This window comes from Paenibacillus sp. FSL W8-0194, from assembly GCF_037969745.1.
Lineage (GTDB): Bacteria > Bacillota > Bacilli > Paenibacillales > Paenibacillaceae > Paenibacillus_AQ > Paenibacillus_AQ cookii.
In genome coordinates, this window is the sequence record NZ_CP150205.1 from 2,761,135 (window position 1) to 2,774,227 (window position 13,093).

Sequence of the window (13,093 nt, forward strand, 5' to 3'; positions counted from 1 at the left end):
CCGCTGTCCGGATCCGGCCATTAAAGAATTAATCGACCGCCACGAAATGATCGTGCAATCTGCGCAGGCGGTAAGCGTTCATGGCGAATTCGCGCAGATCCTCAAAGATGGCGTAATTCGCCCATGCTCCTGCCACTGCGCCGATCCCCGGCACCATTTGCAGCATTTTCCGAAAGTCGATGGCGTCGCGATATTCGATTTGAAACGTCTCCCAGTCCATGCTTTGGGAATATTCGGCGTCGGATTGCCACTGCCCCTTTTCGAGATGCCAACGTTTGATGGTATCCAGCAGCCGGGCGCGATTTTCCGGTCCCGAAAACGTCATCTGAAACACCTTGAGAATGAATACCCGCTCGGAGAATTCTTTCGTGTCATAACCGTAAACATGCGCCAGCTCGAACAAAAATTTCATCTTGATCGCAATGAAAGCCGGAAAGTCCACCAAGCCGAGCACGATGCCGCCAGCCCCCGTTCCGGCCCCTTCGGCAACCGCAATTTTTTGGTACAACGCAAACAACGCGTTCGCTTCTTGATCGGCAGCCTCCAGTTCCGGATGGCGCTGCACCGCACGGCTGGGCGTATATTCCGCGCCGAACAGCGCCGTACGCACGATCGATCGGATCGTTGTCGTCATGATGCTTTGCACCTTCGGGGGAATCCAATGATTGATGCGATTGCCGATCGTTTTCGATGTTTTTTCCAGCCATCCGGGCGGTTTGAACATTTTTTGTTCCCACTCTGCAAGTTCCCTCCGTATCTTATCTTCGTAGTTCATGCTCGATCGCTCCTCCAAAAGACTCTTGGCTTTATTGTAACGAAGTTCTCCGTGCTGCGGAACAGACCCCGGGAGGTGCTGGACCTCGACCAAAGTCCAGCATCCCCCCGGAGAACGATAAGATGCACGCCTTCGATCGAGGCTTTTCGAGGTTGACCGGATCTCTTTCTCCGGCTAGCATCAATTTCATAATGGCGACAACAAAATTGTTAGATGAAATCAGATAAGCACGTTCCGATCGGCACGCAGTTTACCAAATGAAAATGATTGTTTTCATGGGAACAAGATAATACAATTAGATTAGCGCTTACAAAATAAAACAGACTTCAAGATTTTGCAACTTTTCCAATTGAACAGCCAAGAGTGCAGCAGAGGGGGAACTGCGATGAAAAACAATGAATTGAAGAGGGGACTCGAAGCTCGTCACATTCAGATGATCGCTTTGGGCGGCACCATCGGTGTCGGGTTATTTATGGGCTCTGCAAGCACGATCCAATGGACAGGTCCATCGGTCATGCTTGCGTACGCCGTGGTAGGGATTTTTATCTTTTTTATCATGCGCGCAATGGGGGAAATGCAGTACGTTGAACCCAGCACGGGGTCGTTCGCGACTTTTGGCCATAAGTACATTCATCCATTGGCAGGCTATGCGACGGCATGGAGCAACTGGTTCCAGTGGGTCATTGTCGGGATGGCGGAGATCATTGCCGTCGGGACGTACATGAAGTATTGGTTTCCGGATTTGCCCGCATGGATCCCGGGGATCATCGCGATGGCGATTCTCGGCGCAGCTAACCTCATTTCCGTAAAATCGTTCGGCGAATTCGAGTTTTGGTTTGCGATGATTAAAATCGTGACCATCATATTGATGATCGTTGCAGGATTCGGCTTGATTTTTTTCGGAATCGGCAACGGCGGTCATGCGATCGGATTTTCGAACTTGTGGCAGCACGGGGGCTTTTTTACCGGTGGATGGTCGGGATTTTTCTTTGCGCTCTCGCTGGTGACCGGGGCCTACCAGGGTGTCGAGCTGATCGGGATTACGGCAGGCGAAGCGAAAAACCCGCAAAAAACGTTAATGAGCGCGACGCAAAGCATTATTTGGCGGATTCTGATCTTCTATATCGGCGCCATTTTTGTCATCGTAACGGTCTATCCTTGGAATCAATTGCAAGCCATCGGCAGCCCGTTCGTTGCCACTTTTGCGAAAATCGGCATAACCGCAGCGGCGGGGATCATCAACTTTGTCGTCATCACCTCTGCCATGTCAGGTTGCAACAGCGGGATATTTAGCGCGGGACGCATGTTATATACACTAGGCGTTAATGGACAAGCGCCGAAAATATTCACGAAGTTGACCCATAACGGCGTGCCCCTGTTGGGAACGGTCGGCGTACTCGTGGGTTTGGGAGTCGGCGTGGTTTTGAGTTATGTTGCGCCGGAAAATCTGTTCGTGCACGTATACAGCGCCAGCGTGCTTCCCGGTATGGTGCCGTGGTTCGTCATTCTCATCAGCCAAATCAAATTCAGAAAGGCCAAGGGGGATGCCATGAAGCAGCATCCGTTCAAAATGCCTTTCTCTCCAGTGACAAACTATGCAACCATTGCCTTTTTGATTATGGTGCTGGTCGGGATGTGGATGAACGACGATACGCGCATCTCCCTGATCATCGGCATCGTGTTTTTGGCCATTGTCGTGATCAGTTATTTCGCCTTTGGGGTTGGCAAGGCTGCTCCAAGAAGCGGTCAACCGAATCAAGAGCATACTAACGGATGAAAGAATAACGGAGTGAGTCGATTGGTACCTGGTCCCTATAGACTGGACACCTTGAAAAAGGGTTCAGACTACAGGGGCCTTTTTCTATTTCATTGTCGGGAGATTTGATTTTTGGAGTTTTTAACCGCCGCTTATGGGGAAAATAAGCTTAATCTCTCCTGCAAACCTTTCAGCACTTCCTCCGGCATCTGCCTAACCTTGATATCCCTGCCCAGGAAAAGCAGCCAGTCTATGGCTTCGGTCAATTCTTCCGAATGATCCAGATGGATAAAAGTCTTTAAGATGGCGGTGGTTTGGAAAGGATTCGTATAAGAAATGGAGAACTTTAAAGGATGGTATTTTTTGAACTGTGAAATCGCCTTTGGGCCGAGCTCCAGGACAAGGTTGCTGACTTCTTCCTGCTTGTTTAGCAGTTCTAAAATCTTTTTCCCGCTCACTCTTTTTTTCGCAGGATAGGGTTTGACAGCGGTGAGATTGTCGACGGGCAAAATCCTTCTCTTTTCTTCTTCCAAGTCAAAGGCTTCAATATGCCACATGCTTTTTTCGCGATAAAGGTGCAGGAGGTAGATCGGGTATGACTTGATTTCCTTGTTTTCTTTGATGGAAACCCATAAATACCGGTCCGAAAGAAGGATTTGAATCAGGTTTTCCAACATCGGATGGGGCAGGTCGGTCAGATCGAGCAGATCGGGATTATTGGGATTCGTTCCTTCGAAAAGCAAAATTTGATTTAAAAGAACAAGGTCGTCTTGCTGATTCTCCGAGATGAGGCCCAGCAATTTTTCGGCCAAAGACTGGCGGCTTTTTAAATAAGGGAGCTGTTGATTTCTAGTGGCCATAAAGGCGATAAAAAGAGCTTTGATTTCATTATCGGTAAAGCGGACGGTGGGCAGAACGGAGTTGTTCATGACAAAATAACCGCCATCCCTCCCGACTTCGGCGACAAGCGGCATCCCCATGCTTTCGATTTCCCGGATATCGCGGATCGCCGTCGAACGAGAGATGTTAAATTCCCGCATGAGTTCAGAAATGGTGAAGTGGGCTCGGTTGTTGATATACCGCATCATGGTATTAATCCGCTCAACTTTTTTCATCGGACGCTCCTAAACAGTATCATTTTTTGACATGATTCAAGGTTATTATAAACCCATCAAGTGAAAACGCAAATCATTTGATAAATTTAAAAAAGAGGAAGGTTTTGAACATGGTCAATTATACGCTTGAGGAAAAAGACAGCTTCACCGTTTTGGGAATCGGAACCGAGCTTCAAAGCGATTACACGGACTATGCCGGCATCAACGAGGAAAAAGCAGCATTTTGGGATGCGGTGAAACAGGATGGAAGACTTGACGCTTTAAAGGCCGTTGCCGCAAACGACTACATTTTTGCCGTAAACGAAGCGGTGAATAACAAAATGATGTATTATGCCGGGGTGATGGCGGACGCATCGTTACCGGAAGCGACAAGAGTGATCCAGTTTCCTAAAGGGGAGTATCTCGTCGTACAAGGGGAAGCAAAAACGTCCGATGAATTGAGTCTTATGCTGACCGGCATCGCTTTTGGGCAAGTGCTGCCGGAGGTCGGGAATGTTGCTTATGTCGGCGGCCCGAACGCAGCGGTGGAGATGGGGCAGCGGAACGGCCTGGTATTTGGGGAAATGTGGATTCCGGTCGTTAGGAAATAACGGGGGCGCAATGCTCCCGATGCAAGTTTTGTTCGAAGCTGATTCCCTGTAGTAACGCTCACAAAACTAAGTTGATGCTTCCGATGCAAGTTTTGCTCGAAGTTGATCCTCTCTGCAGTAACGCTCACAAAACTAAGTTGATGCTTCCGATGCAAGTTTTGTTCGAAGCTGATTCTCTGTAGTAACGCTCACAAAACTTTTAGGAGAGATGAACATGTCCTATATCGTCGACTTCAAAAACGTATCCACGGTAGGTTTGGAGTCTTCGCCCGTGGCAGAAGCGCTCGCCGGTTTGCGAGCAAACGAGGCCCGTTACTTTATGAACAAATACAAGCATGAATTTACGGTGGTGCCGGCAAGCGAAAGCCAAGAGACTCTTGATTACGTGAACCGGATTCTAAAAGAAGAACGCGATCTTGCGTTTGCGGCCAAGCCTTTAGAAACGTCGCAATTCCAAGTGGAAAATATCAAATGGACCTATGTTTTTTATGAGGACGGTCTAGAGGTTAACGTCATGTACACGATTGACGACCCCAAGAAGCGCGCCGTTGGTTTTAAGCTTTCGGAGGGGATGGAGGTACCGCAGGAGTTGGAAGGGAAGTTCAAGTTCGCTAGACAAAAGTCTAAATTGGCTGGTACCATTCGGGGTTCGTTTTTCGTCATCAAAGGAGAATACTAAAGGAAATGCAGGTGCAAGAAAGTTTAAAAGATGAAGAGAGCAGCGATACATCCGCAGCTCTTTTTGTTTTTCTATATCTTTTCTAAAGTGTATATCATTTATAACGAGGAGGTGAAATATGTTAGTACGCTATCTTAAAGGTGCCGGCGCATCGTTGTTTGTCGGAATGCTGCTCTTTTTTCTGGCTGTTCAGTTCCAGAGTGATTACATAAAAACCCAACTTTTATTCGTCGCACTGTATAACTACTTTTGTTGTTTGCTTGGAGCCGTGTTGTTTTTTGTCCTTACAAAATTAAAAATGGAATCTTCGTATTGGATGGGTTTTCCGCTTTTTATCATTTTGGGCTTCCTTGCATCGCTTAGCTTTCCGCCTTTGTATTTCATTTTTGTCGCAGGCTCTTTCGTTTTTTATTTCGTACAACCGGTAAAAAATAAGGCCTTGTCGGCGATCTTGGCGGTTTCCGGCCCCCTTCTCTTAATGATTCTCTTGTTGGCGCTCTAATTCGTGGGGGCGGGAACGGACTATGAAGACTTCGATTGCTTAATGGCTGTTTCGATATAGGATCTTAATTTTTTGATAAACGTCCGCATCGCATATCCGACATAGCGGTCGCTGCGATAGATCAAACAAATATCCTGCGAAGGGGTCGGATTTCTCAAAGGTATGACTTTGATGTCTTGGACGTTAAGGTTATCCAGCAGGAGCCGCGGCAGCACGCAAGCGCCGACTCCGCTTTGTACCATCTGGAGAAGGGAAGATAACGTTGTCGTCACCATATGCGGCTGCAGTGCAAATCCGTTATCCATGCAAAAGCGGTCGATCAGCTTGCGGCATTGATGTTCGGGTGGAAACATGACCATTTTCAAGGAACGCAGCTTGTTCAAGGGAATCAAGCTCTCCGTGGCCAGAGGATCATCCCTGCTTACCGCCAATGCGAACTCCTCGTGAAACAGAGGGATTGAAGTGAGGCGTTCGTCGCTAACAGGTCCGATGGTGACGCCGACATCGATGCTTCGGTCCAACACTTGCTCGGTTACTTTCATGGTTTCCAGAAGGGACAGCGAAATGGCGGGATAGGTTTGATGGAAGTCCAGCAGCAAAGCATTAAACATGAGATCCGCATCTCCTGGCAAAACGCCGATGGATAGCGATCCGCCTTGCATCTTCTTCAGGTCGGCAATGGCGTCACTCGCTTGCTGCAGATGCCCGAACATAGCGGCGCCATGTTCACGAAGAATCGCACCGGCTTCGGTTAAGACAATTGTTTTTCCCACGCGGTCGAACAACAGAACACCTAATTCTTCTTCCAATCTCCTTATCTGCTGGCTGACGTTGGGGGCGCTGACTCCCATTTTTTCAGCTGCCTTCGTGAAGTGAAGCTCTTCGCATATGGCCATAAAATACTGTAGTTGTTTTAACTCCAAAACGCACACCTGCTTTCGATTGCATCGCCGAATGGATGTTACACGTTAGTTTTACTTCATCTTCCTTATTCTGTCAACGAAGGATCGTTAACTTTTGCTTAACGATACGGTAACGCCCACTGCATTGATGGGAAGTTACGCGGGACCTATACTGGGATCAGATCAAGCGGTTCTCAATGACAAAGGAGGAAATGAGCATGTCTGAAATGATCATCAACACGGCTAAAACGGTACGTCAAGTGGTGCTGCAGCAGGTAAACGCGATTCCTGAGGAACGGTTTGACGTTCAAGCGGCAGGATTCAACAATACCATCCGTTGGAACGTCGGCCATATCATTTATTGGATGGACCGGTATGCAACCCTGAGCTTCGGCTCCCCGACAGCCATACCCGACTTGTATGAAACGATGTTTAACTCCGGTACGAAACCTTCGGACTGGACATTTGCCCCTCCATCAAAGGAAGTATTGGTCGAAATGTTGACGGCACAGCTTTCCCGCCTATCCGAGCTGACGCCGGAAATGCTGGCAGATAAGCTTTTGACTCCTTATGCTATGGGACCTTTCCAATTCAACACCGCCGGCGAGTTGTTCAACTTCGCTTTGATTCACGAAGCCATCCACCTCGGCACGATTTCGAGCCAGCTTAAGGTTCTGTCAAGCTAACAACCAATTAACCATAATGAGGAGGATTCTCTCATGGAAAAATACGCAGGCTCAGTCCCATCCCGAACTCGCGACGTGTTTGATGCTTTTAAGCAGGCTTTGGAAACGGGGGATACGGACGATTTTCTTAAAAAGGCCACCGAAGATTTCCATTTCTCCGTTCCGCTGCCGCTGGAAGGGTGGAATCACGAGCAGCAAGGCAAAAAGCGGTTCGAGGATTTGGTCCGTTTCGAACGTTCCGTGTTTCAAATGCAGTTGACTCCGCTTATTGTGCTTGAAAATGAAGATAACGGGATGGTGGTTTTTCGCTCGGAAGGTTCGTTGAACGGACGGGATTTTCGCAATGAGCTTGCCATCGTTTTCGAGTTCGAAGGTGAGCGGGTCCGTTCCTTCCGCGAATATGTCGGAATGCCGTTAAAAAACTACGAGAACCCATAATCAATCAATCATTGGGGTTCGGATACGACAAAAGCATAGCGGGAATCAAAAAAAGAACCTGAATCGTTGGATCAGGTTCTTTTGTATTTGCATATAAACAGACGTGATGATATAATCAGAGCACGACTGACATTTGATAAAATGGCGTATGTATCTCATCTTACATTTTAATTGTAGCATGCCGAAAATTCCTTGTCAAATGTTTTTTTTAATTTCATGGTTAGGAGAGATGTGGAATGAGATCGTTGGTTCTCGATTTTCAGGAAATGCAACAAACGCAGCTTGGGCTCGTAGGCGGGAAAGGATTGCATTTAGGGGAATTATCAAAAATCGAAGGGATCCAAGTTCCCGAAGGGTTTTGCGTGACCACCGAAGCCTATCAAAAAGCCATCGAACCAAACGAAACGTATCATGCGTTGCTCCATCGACTAACCATGCTAAACGCAGAGGATCGAGAACAACTGGGCGAAATCTGCAGGGAGATCAGACAAACCGTATTGGATGTAGAAATCCCTTCCGATGTTGCGGATGCCGTTGTTCGTTATCTCTCCCGGTTTGGAGAGGAACACGCTTATGCCGTGCGTTCCAGCGCGACCGCCGAGGATTTGCCGCATGCTTCTTTTGCGGGACAGCAGGACACCTACCTAAACATCATCGGCGTCGACGCTATCCTGCAGCATATCCGCAAATGCTGGGCGTCCCTTTTTACGGATCGCGCGGTCATGTACCGAATGCAAAACGGATTCGACCATCGTCAAGTTTATTTATCCGTGATCGTTCAAAAGATGGTCTTCCCGCAGGCTTCGGGGATCTTATTTACCGCCGATCCGATGAGCGGAAGCCGAAAACTGCTTGCCATCGATGCCGGGTACGGCCTGGGAGAAGCGTTGGTCTCCGGTTTAGTAACTGCCGATCATTACAAGATACGGGAAGGAGAAATCGCCGACAAGAGGATCGCAACCAAAACATTGGCGATTTATGGCCGAAAAGAAGGCGGAACGGAAACCAAACCGATCGATCCCGATCTCCAAAAGACTCAAACGCTTACGGATGATCAAATTTTACGACTGGCACGCATCGGGAGACGAATCGAAGCTTATTTCGGCCAGCCGCAAGATATTGAATGGTGTTTGGCTCAGGATACCTTCCATATTGTTCAGAGTCGTCCCATTACGACTTTATTTCCGATTCCTGCAGAGAATGATCAAGAAAACCACGTCTACATCTCTGTGGGCCATCAACAAATGATGACGGACCCCATAAAACCATTGGGATTGTCTTTTTACCTGTTAACCACTCCCGCACCTATGCGTACAGCCGCTGGCAGGTTGTTTGTTGATGTTGCACCTCGGCTGGCTACCTCTGCGGGACGGGAAGCTTTATTGAATACCGTGGGATCCGATCCGCTCATCAAAGGCGCACTCATGACCATCATCGAGCGGGATTTTATAAAATTGTTACCCAATGATCCAACAGCACCGGTTCCGGACAGAGGAAATACAGGTATGCCAGCGGCATTCGAGAGCGATCCGGCAATCGTTTCGGATTTGATAAAGCGTAGTGAAACCTCGATCGAAGAGTTAAAACAAAACATTCAAGGGAAATCGGGGGCGGATTTGTTTGATTTCATTCTGGAAGATATCCAGGAATTAAGGCGGATTCTATTCGACCCGCAAAGTACGGCTGTGTTTATGGCCGCGATGAATGCTTCGGCATGGATCAATGACAACATGAACGCATGGTTGGGCGAAAAAAACGCGGCAGACACGCTTTCCCAATCGGTAGCCGGCAATATTACTTCGGAGATGGGTCTGGCGCTGATGGATGTCGCCGATGTCATTCGCCCTTATCCGGAAGTGATTGATTATTTGCAGCAGACCAAGGATGAAAACTTTCTGGATGAGCTGGTGAAGTTTGATGGCGGCCAGGAAAGCCGGCACGCGATCCAAGGGTTTCTCGACAAATATGGCATGCGCTGTGCCGGAGAAATCGACTTGACCCGTACCCGTTGGAGCGAAAAACTGATTACGCTTGTCCCGTTGATTTTGGGTAACATCAAAAACTTTGAGCCTAACGCCAGCCGCCGCAAATTTGAGCAAGGGCGCCGGGAGGCTTTGGCCAAAGAACAAGAGTTGATCCAGCGCTTGAAGCAGCTGCCGGACGGCGAACGAAAAGCCAAAGAAACGAAACGGATGATCGACCTCGTCCGGAATTTCATCGGCTACCGGGAATATCCCAAATACGGCATGGTGAATCGCTACTTCGTTTATAAGCAGGCTTTGCTGAAAGAAGCCGAACGGCTCGTACAAGCGGGCGTGATTCGTGAAAAGGAAGACATCTACTACCTCGCTTTCGAAGAGCTTCACGAAGTTGCGCGCACAAACAAGCTGGATGACCGGATCATCAGCAAACGGAAAGAAGAGTACCAAATTTATGAAAAACTGTCTCCACCGCGTGTAATGACGTCGGATGGCGAAATCATCAGAGGGGAGTACAACCGGAAAAATCTTCCGGATGGAGCGTTAGCTGGCCTTGCCGTTTCCTCCGGAGTGATCGAGGGACGCGCACGCGTCATTTGGAACATGGAAGATGCCGATCTGGAAGACGGCGATATCTTAGTCACCGCTTTTACCGACCCCAGCTGGACGCCATTATTTGTATCCATAAAAGGTCTGGTCACCGAGGTCGGCGGACTGATGACCCACGGCGCCGTGATCGCGCGCGAATATGGCTTGCCGGCCGTTGTCGGAATGGAGAATGCCACCGGGCTGATCAAGGACGGGCAGCGAATTCGCGTCAATGGAACGGAAGGGTATGTTGAAATATTGTAATGGGGTCCGTATAAAATGGTATTGGTAGGAACACATCGGCTTCGACAGCAAATCGTGACCGGTCTGGACGAGCCGAAGTAAGAGCTTGCAGAGCGTTCTGGAGATAACCCAGGCGCTCTTTTTTATTTATAGGCTTCTTTCTAACAAGGTTCCGACTTGTTTGGCCATGACTTTCGGGGGATAGGGCATCCCGTTTTTGATCCACCATTCAATGACCCCGACATAGGCCGTTCCGGCATACTGCAGCATCACGTCCTCGTTTAAATCCGCATTTCTTCCGCTTTGTTTGTCGATCTCGCCTCTAAACCCTTCCATAAAAGAAGCAAGAAGCCGGGTTCTAAAAGAGGATGGCATCCCTTTGCTGGCTAACATGGTTGAAAAAAGCAAGTAATTTTTCTCGAAATATTCGAAATAAGGAACCAGGGCATCGGTCCATTCCAACTCGCACGCCCATGTATCCATCTCCTTTAATTCATTAATATGGGTTTCCATGATTTTATCCAACAAATCATATTTGTCCTGATAATGCAGATAAATGGTACCGCGGTTTACATTGGCCTGGTCGGCAATGTCCTGAATGGTAATGTCGTCGAAATTTTTGACGGCCATCAGTTCGATGACGGCTTTTTTTAAGGATTCTTGCGTTTTAACAATTCTTCGGTCGACTTTTGCCATCGTGATCCCCACCTGACTTTCCAAGATAATGGACACTTTTCGTAATTATGTTGATATTTGAACAAAACGCGTTATTTTAACCATTGAACTTCGTCTTCTTCTTTCTATAATAATAGACACGAGTTGATTAAACAACTTCTTTCGCTTATTGGTTCCTGTCGATCCGTGATGATGAACAGAAAAAACATCAACTTGGATCATGTGCAAATATCCATCGTCAGGAATCGTCGGATACGTCGTTTTAAATTTTTATCAACTGGAGGTCCTATACTATGATTCATGCTAAAGCACGTGCTGTTTTCGGTCCGGAAGGTCCATTCGAATTAACGACAATCGAGCGCAGGGATCTTAAGCCGCATGATGTTCTCATCGAGATCAAATACGCGGGCATTTGCCACTCCGACATCCATACCGCTCGCGGCGATTGGGGGCCGGTTCAATATCCTCTCGTACCCGGACACGAGATCGCCGGCATTGTCGCCCAGGTTGGATCGAACGTTACGAAGTATTCGATTGGCGACCGGGTAGGAGTGGGCTGCATGGTGGATTCCTGCGGAGAATGCGAAAGCTGCCGCAAGGGAGAGGAGCAATATTGCCATCATGGCCATACGGGGACTTACGCTGCGATCGACAGATACGGCCAATACACGCAAGGCGGTTATTCCACCCACATCGTCGTAACCGAAGATTTCGTCGTCCGCATTCCCGACGGCATCGCGCTGGATGCCGCCGCACCGCTTTTGTGCGCCGGAATCACGACGTATTCGCCGCTTCGCCATTGGGGCGCCGCTCCAGGCAAAAAGGTCGCGGTGGTTGGACTCGGCGGGCTTGGACACATGGCCGTGAAGCTCGCCCATGCTATGGGGGCGGAGGTAACGGTTTTATCTCAAACGCTGAAGAAAAAAGAAGACGGTTTAAAGCTCGGCGCGGACCATTATTATGCCACCGGCGACCCGGAGACGTTTACGACGCTGGCCAATACATTCGATCTGATCGTGAATACGGTGAGCGCAAAGATTGATTTAAATGCCTACCTCTCGCTGCTGGCCGTCGACGGCACCTTGGTCAACGTCGGCGCTCCGCCGGAGGCATTGCCTGTGCAAGTGTTTTCCCTTATCCCGCATCGCCGGTCGTTTGCCGGATCGGCCATCGGGGGCATCCGGGAAACGCAGGAAATGCTTGATTTCTGTGCCGAACACCGCATTACGCCTGAAATCGAGCTGATCTCCGCCAATCAGATTGATGTAGCCTGGGAACGCGTTCTTGCTTCGGATGTCCGGTATCGGTTCGTCATCGACATCGGCACGATGGGCAAAGAATAAGGAGAATCCGGATGTTATTTCAGACCGTCCGGCAACATCGTTTAAGAGTCGCAGATCAGCGGCTCTTTTTTGTTAAAGCGAGGGGCGATTAGGGTGCTGTTCAAAAGAAGGGGCATCCCGCACTGCGCAAAACGTATTTAAGAATGTATAGGGATAAAGCCGCAGTCGCATCCTACAGGAAAAAGGATTTTACCCAGGAGGCAACTGAAATGGATCAGGAAAAAACCAATTCAAAACAAACCGAGGCCGAGGACCGGATCCCAAGTACCAACTCCCTCAAAGAGACGCAAGCAGCAAATGACGTCGAAGCATCCGAGGATCTCGACGGCAGCGATTTTCGATCCGCATTTAAAAATCCAGTGACGGGCGAAGAGCGACTGTACTAATTCCTTTTTATATCCGGAGCCTTTTTCCTCAAGCAGGATTGCAAAACGTTGTAAGCAGCATACAAGAGCGTAAAAACTCCCAACTTTGTAACACCTGGCACTTACGCCGGGGCAAACCGATTGGTTAGAACCCGTAACAGAGGAAGAATACAATAAACTCGAATAAAAAATGTGCCCAAAATCCAAAGCTGCCGAATCGACGATCGATCGGCAGCTTTGTCGCGTCTATTTGCGATTTGCAGCATGATGAATAGAAAATCCGTCAAGTTATTCCATGCCGATTGCGCGTTCTTCCGTACTGTGGGGACATGTGCTGACCTTGCCGGTATCCAATGCGTGGAAGCTATTTGTGCGCTGCTGTCAGACCAGCCGGCGGGAAATGAAATATGGGGCGCTGCGCGGTTCCGCCATGGCTGTTGAAGACACGGTAATCCAT

The 13,093-nt window shown here is 48.7% G+C and carries 13 protein-coding genes; 9 read left to right on the forward strand and 4 right to left on the reverse strand.

The features are described 5' to 3' along the window. Window positions 1-28: 28 nt before the first annotated feature. On the reverse strand, window positions 29-775 hold the full coding sequence (locus MKY58_RS12365; RefSeq protein ID WP_339324780.1) for an EcsC family protein: 747 nt from the start codon (window positions 773-775) through the stop codon (window positions 29-31). A 385-nt stretch (window positions 776-1,160) separates the two neighbouring features. Here MKY58_RS12365 and MKY58_RS12370 point away from each other — a divergent pair, with 385 nt between their 5' ends. Then, window positions 1,161-2,552, forward strand: coding sequence for an amino acid permease (locus MKY58_RS12370; protein ID WP_339324781.1), 1,392 nt, complete (start codon window positions 1,161-1,163; stop codon window positions 2,550-2,552). A 131-nt stretch (window positions 2,553-2,683) separates the two neighbouring features. On the opposite strand, the gene MKY58_RS12375 is transcribed toward MKY58_RS12370, so the two are convergent. Next, window positions 2,684-3,646 (reverse strand): HTH domain-containing protein, encoded by a 963-nt coding sequence (locus MKY58_RS12375; RefSeq protein WP_339324782.1) that lies wholly within the window; start codon window positions 3,644-3,646, stop codon window positions 2,684-2,686. Window positions 3,647-3,756: 110 nt separating this feature from the next. On the opposite strand from MKY58_RS12375, the gene MKY58_RS12380 reads away from it, so the two are divergent. The 3 genes from MKY58_RS12380 to MKY58_RS12390 all read left to right on the forward strand — a co-directional run bounded on the left by MKY58_RS12380 (window position 3,757) and on the right by MKY58_RS12390 (window position 5,417). Continuing rightward, window positions 3,757-4,236: a GyrI-like domain-containing protein gene (locus MKY58_RS12380; RefSeq protein WP_339324783.1), complete on the forward strand. Its 480-nt coding sequence runs from the start codon at window positions 3,757-3,759 to the stop codon at window positions 4,234-4,236. Window positions 4,237-4,450: 214 nt separating this feature from the next. After that, on the forward strand, window positions 4,451-4,915 hold the full coding sequence (locus MKY58_RS12385; protein WP_339324784.1) for a phage tail protein: 465 nt from the start codon (window positions 4,451-4,453) through the stop codon (window positions 4,913-4,915). Between the two features lie 118 nt (window positions 4,916-5,033). Continuing rightward, the gene (locus tag MKY58_RS12390) at window positions 5,034-5,417 is read left to right on the forward strand and encodes a hypothetical protein (protein ID WP_339324785.1); all 384 of its coding nucleotides are present in this window, start codon (window positions 5,034-5,036) and stop codon (window positions 5,415-5,417) included. 20 nt (window positions 5,418-5,437) lie between these two features. Here the strand turns inward: MKY58_RS12390 and MKY58_RS12395 are convergent, their stop codons facing one another. Further along, window positions 5,438-6,340, reverse strand: coding sequence for a LysR family transcriptional regulator (locus MKY58_RS12395; RefSeq protein WP_339324786.1), 903 nt, complete (start codon window positions 6,338-6,340; stop codon window positions 5,438-5,440). 197 nt (window positions 6,341-6,537) lie between these two features. Between MKY58_RS12395 and MKY58_RS12400 the strand changes: the two genes are divergently transcribed. From MKY58_RS12400 to ppsA, 3 genes are all read left to right on the forward strand, one after another. Then, complete coding sequence (locus MKY58_RS12400; RefSeq protein WP_339324787.1) at window positions 6,538-7,005, forward strand: DinB family protein; 468 nt, start codon at window positions 6,538-6,540, stop codon at window positions 7,003-7,005. Between the two features lie 33 nt (window positions 7,006-7,038). After that, window positions 7,039-7,443, forward strand: a complete 405-nt coding sequence (locus MKY58_RS12405) for a nuclear transport factor 2 family protein (RefSeq protein WP_339324788.1) — start codon at window positions 7,039-7,041, stop codon at window positions 7,441-7,443. A gap of 236 nt (window positions 7,444-7,679) precedes the next feature. Next, window positions 7,680-10,274 carry a phosphoenolpyruvate synthase gene (ppsA, locus tag MKY58_RS12410; RefSeq protein ID WP_339324789.1) on the forward strand — a complete coding sequence of 865 codons (2,595 nt, stop codon included), beginning with the start codon at window positions 7,680-7,682 and terminating at the stop codon, window positions 10,272-10,274. A 126-nt stretch (window positions 10,275-10,400) separates the two neighbouring features. Here ppsA and MKY58_RS12415 read toward each other — a convergent pair whose 3' ends face one another. Then, window positions 10,401-10,949 carry a TetR/AcrR family transcriptional regulator gene (locus MKY58_RS12415; protein ID WP_339324790.1) on the reverse strand — a complete coding sequence of 183 codons (549 nt, stop codon included), beginning with the start codon at window positions 10,947-10,949 and terminating at the stop codon, window positions 10,401-10,403. 272 nt (window positions 10,950-11,221) lie between these two features. Here MKY58_RS12415 and MKY58_RS12420 point away from each other — a divergent pair, with 272 nt between their 5' ends. Together MKY58_RS12420 and MKY58_RS12425 are read left to right on the forward strand one after the other, a co-directional pair. Next, window positions 11,222-12,271 carry an NAD(P)-dependent alcohol dehydrogenase gene (locus MKY58_RS12420; RefSeq protein ID WP_339324791.1) on the forward strand — a complete coding sequence of 350 codons (1,050 nt, stop codon included), beginning with the start codon at window positions 11,222-11,224 and terminating at the stop codon, window positions 12,269-12,271. A gap of 209 nt (window positions 12,272-12,480) precedes the next feature. After that, a complete protein-coding gene (locus MKY58_RS12425) occupies window positions 12,481-12,657 on the forward strand; it encodes a hypothetical protein (RefSeq protein WP_339324792.1) in 177 nt (58 codons plus the stop codon). Window positions 12,658-13,093 lie beyond the last annotated feature (436 nt).

What these genes read in the sequence shown, in the direction of transcription:
- MKY58_RS12405 (WP_339324788.1), top strand. Translation starts at nt 7,039, where the DNA reads ATGGAAAAATACGCAGGCTCAGTCCCATCCCGAACTCGCGACGTGTTT.
- MKY58_RS12390 (WP_339324785.1), top strand. Translation starts at nt 5,034, where the DNA reads ATGTTAGTACGCTATCTTAAAGGTGCCGGCGCATCGTTGTTTGTCGGA.
- MKY58_RS12415 (WP_339324790.1), bottom strand. Translation starts at nt 10,949, where the DNA reads ATGGCAAAAGTCGACCGAAGAATTGTTAAAACGCAAGAATCCTTAAAA.
- ppsA (WP_339324789.1), top strand. Translation starts at nt 7,680, where the DNA reads ATGAGATCGTTGGTTCTCGATTTTCAGGAAATGCAACAAACGCAGCTT.
- MKY58_RS12425 (WP_339324792.1), top strand. Translation starts at nt 12,481, where the DNA reads ATGGATCAGGAAAAAACCAATTCAAAACAAACCGAGGCCGAGGACCGG.
- MKY58_RS12420 (WP_339324791.1), top strand. Translation starts at nt 11,222, where the DNA reads ATGATTCATGCTAAAGCACGTGCTGTTTTCGGTCCGGAAGGTCCATTC.
- MKY58_RS12385 (WP_339324784.1), top strand. Translation starts at nt 4,451, where the DNA reads ATGTCCTATATCGTCGACTTCAAAAACGTATCCACGGTAGGTTTGGAG.
- MKY58_RS12370 (WP_339324781.1), top strand. Translation starts at nt 1,161, where the DNA reads ATGAAAAACAATGAATTGAAGAGGGGACTCGAAGCTCGTCACATTCAG.
- MKY58_RS12365 (WP_339324780.1), bottom strand. Translation starts at nt 775, where the DNA reads ATGAACTACGAAGATAAGATACGGAGGGAACTTGCAGAGTGGGAACAA.
- MKY58_RS12400 (WP_339324787.1), top strand. Translation starts at nt 6,538, where the DNA reads ATGTCTGAAATGATCATCAACACGGCTAAAACGGTACGTCAAGTGGTG.
- MKY58_RS12375 (WP_339324782.1), bottom strand. Translation starts at nt 3,646, where the DNA reads ATGAAAAAAGTTGAGCGGATTAATACCATGATGCGGTATATCAACAAC.
- MKY58_RS12380 (WP_339324783.1), top strand. Translation starts at nt 3,757, where the DNA reads ATGGTCAATTATACGCTTGAGGAAAAAGACAGCTTCACCGTTTTGGGA.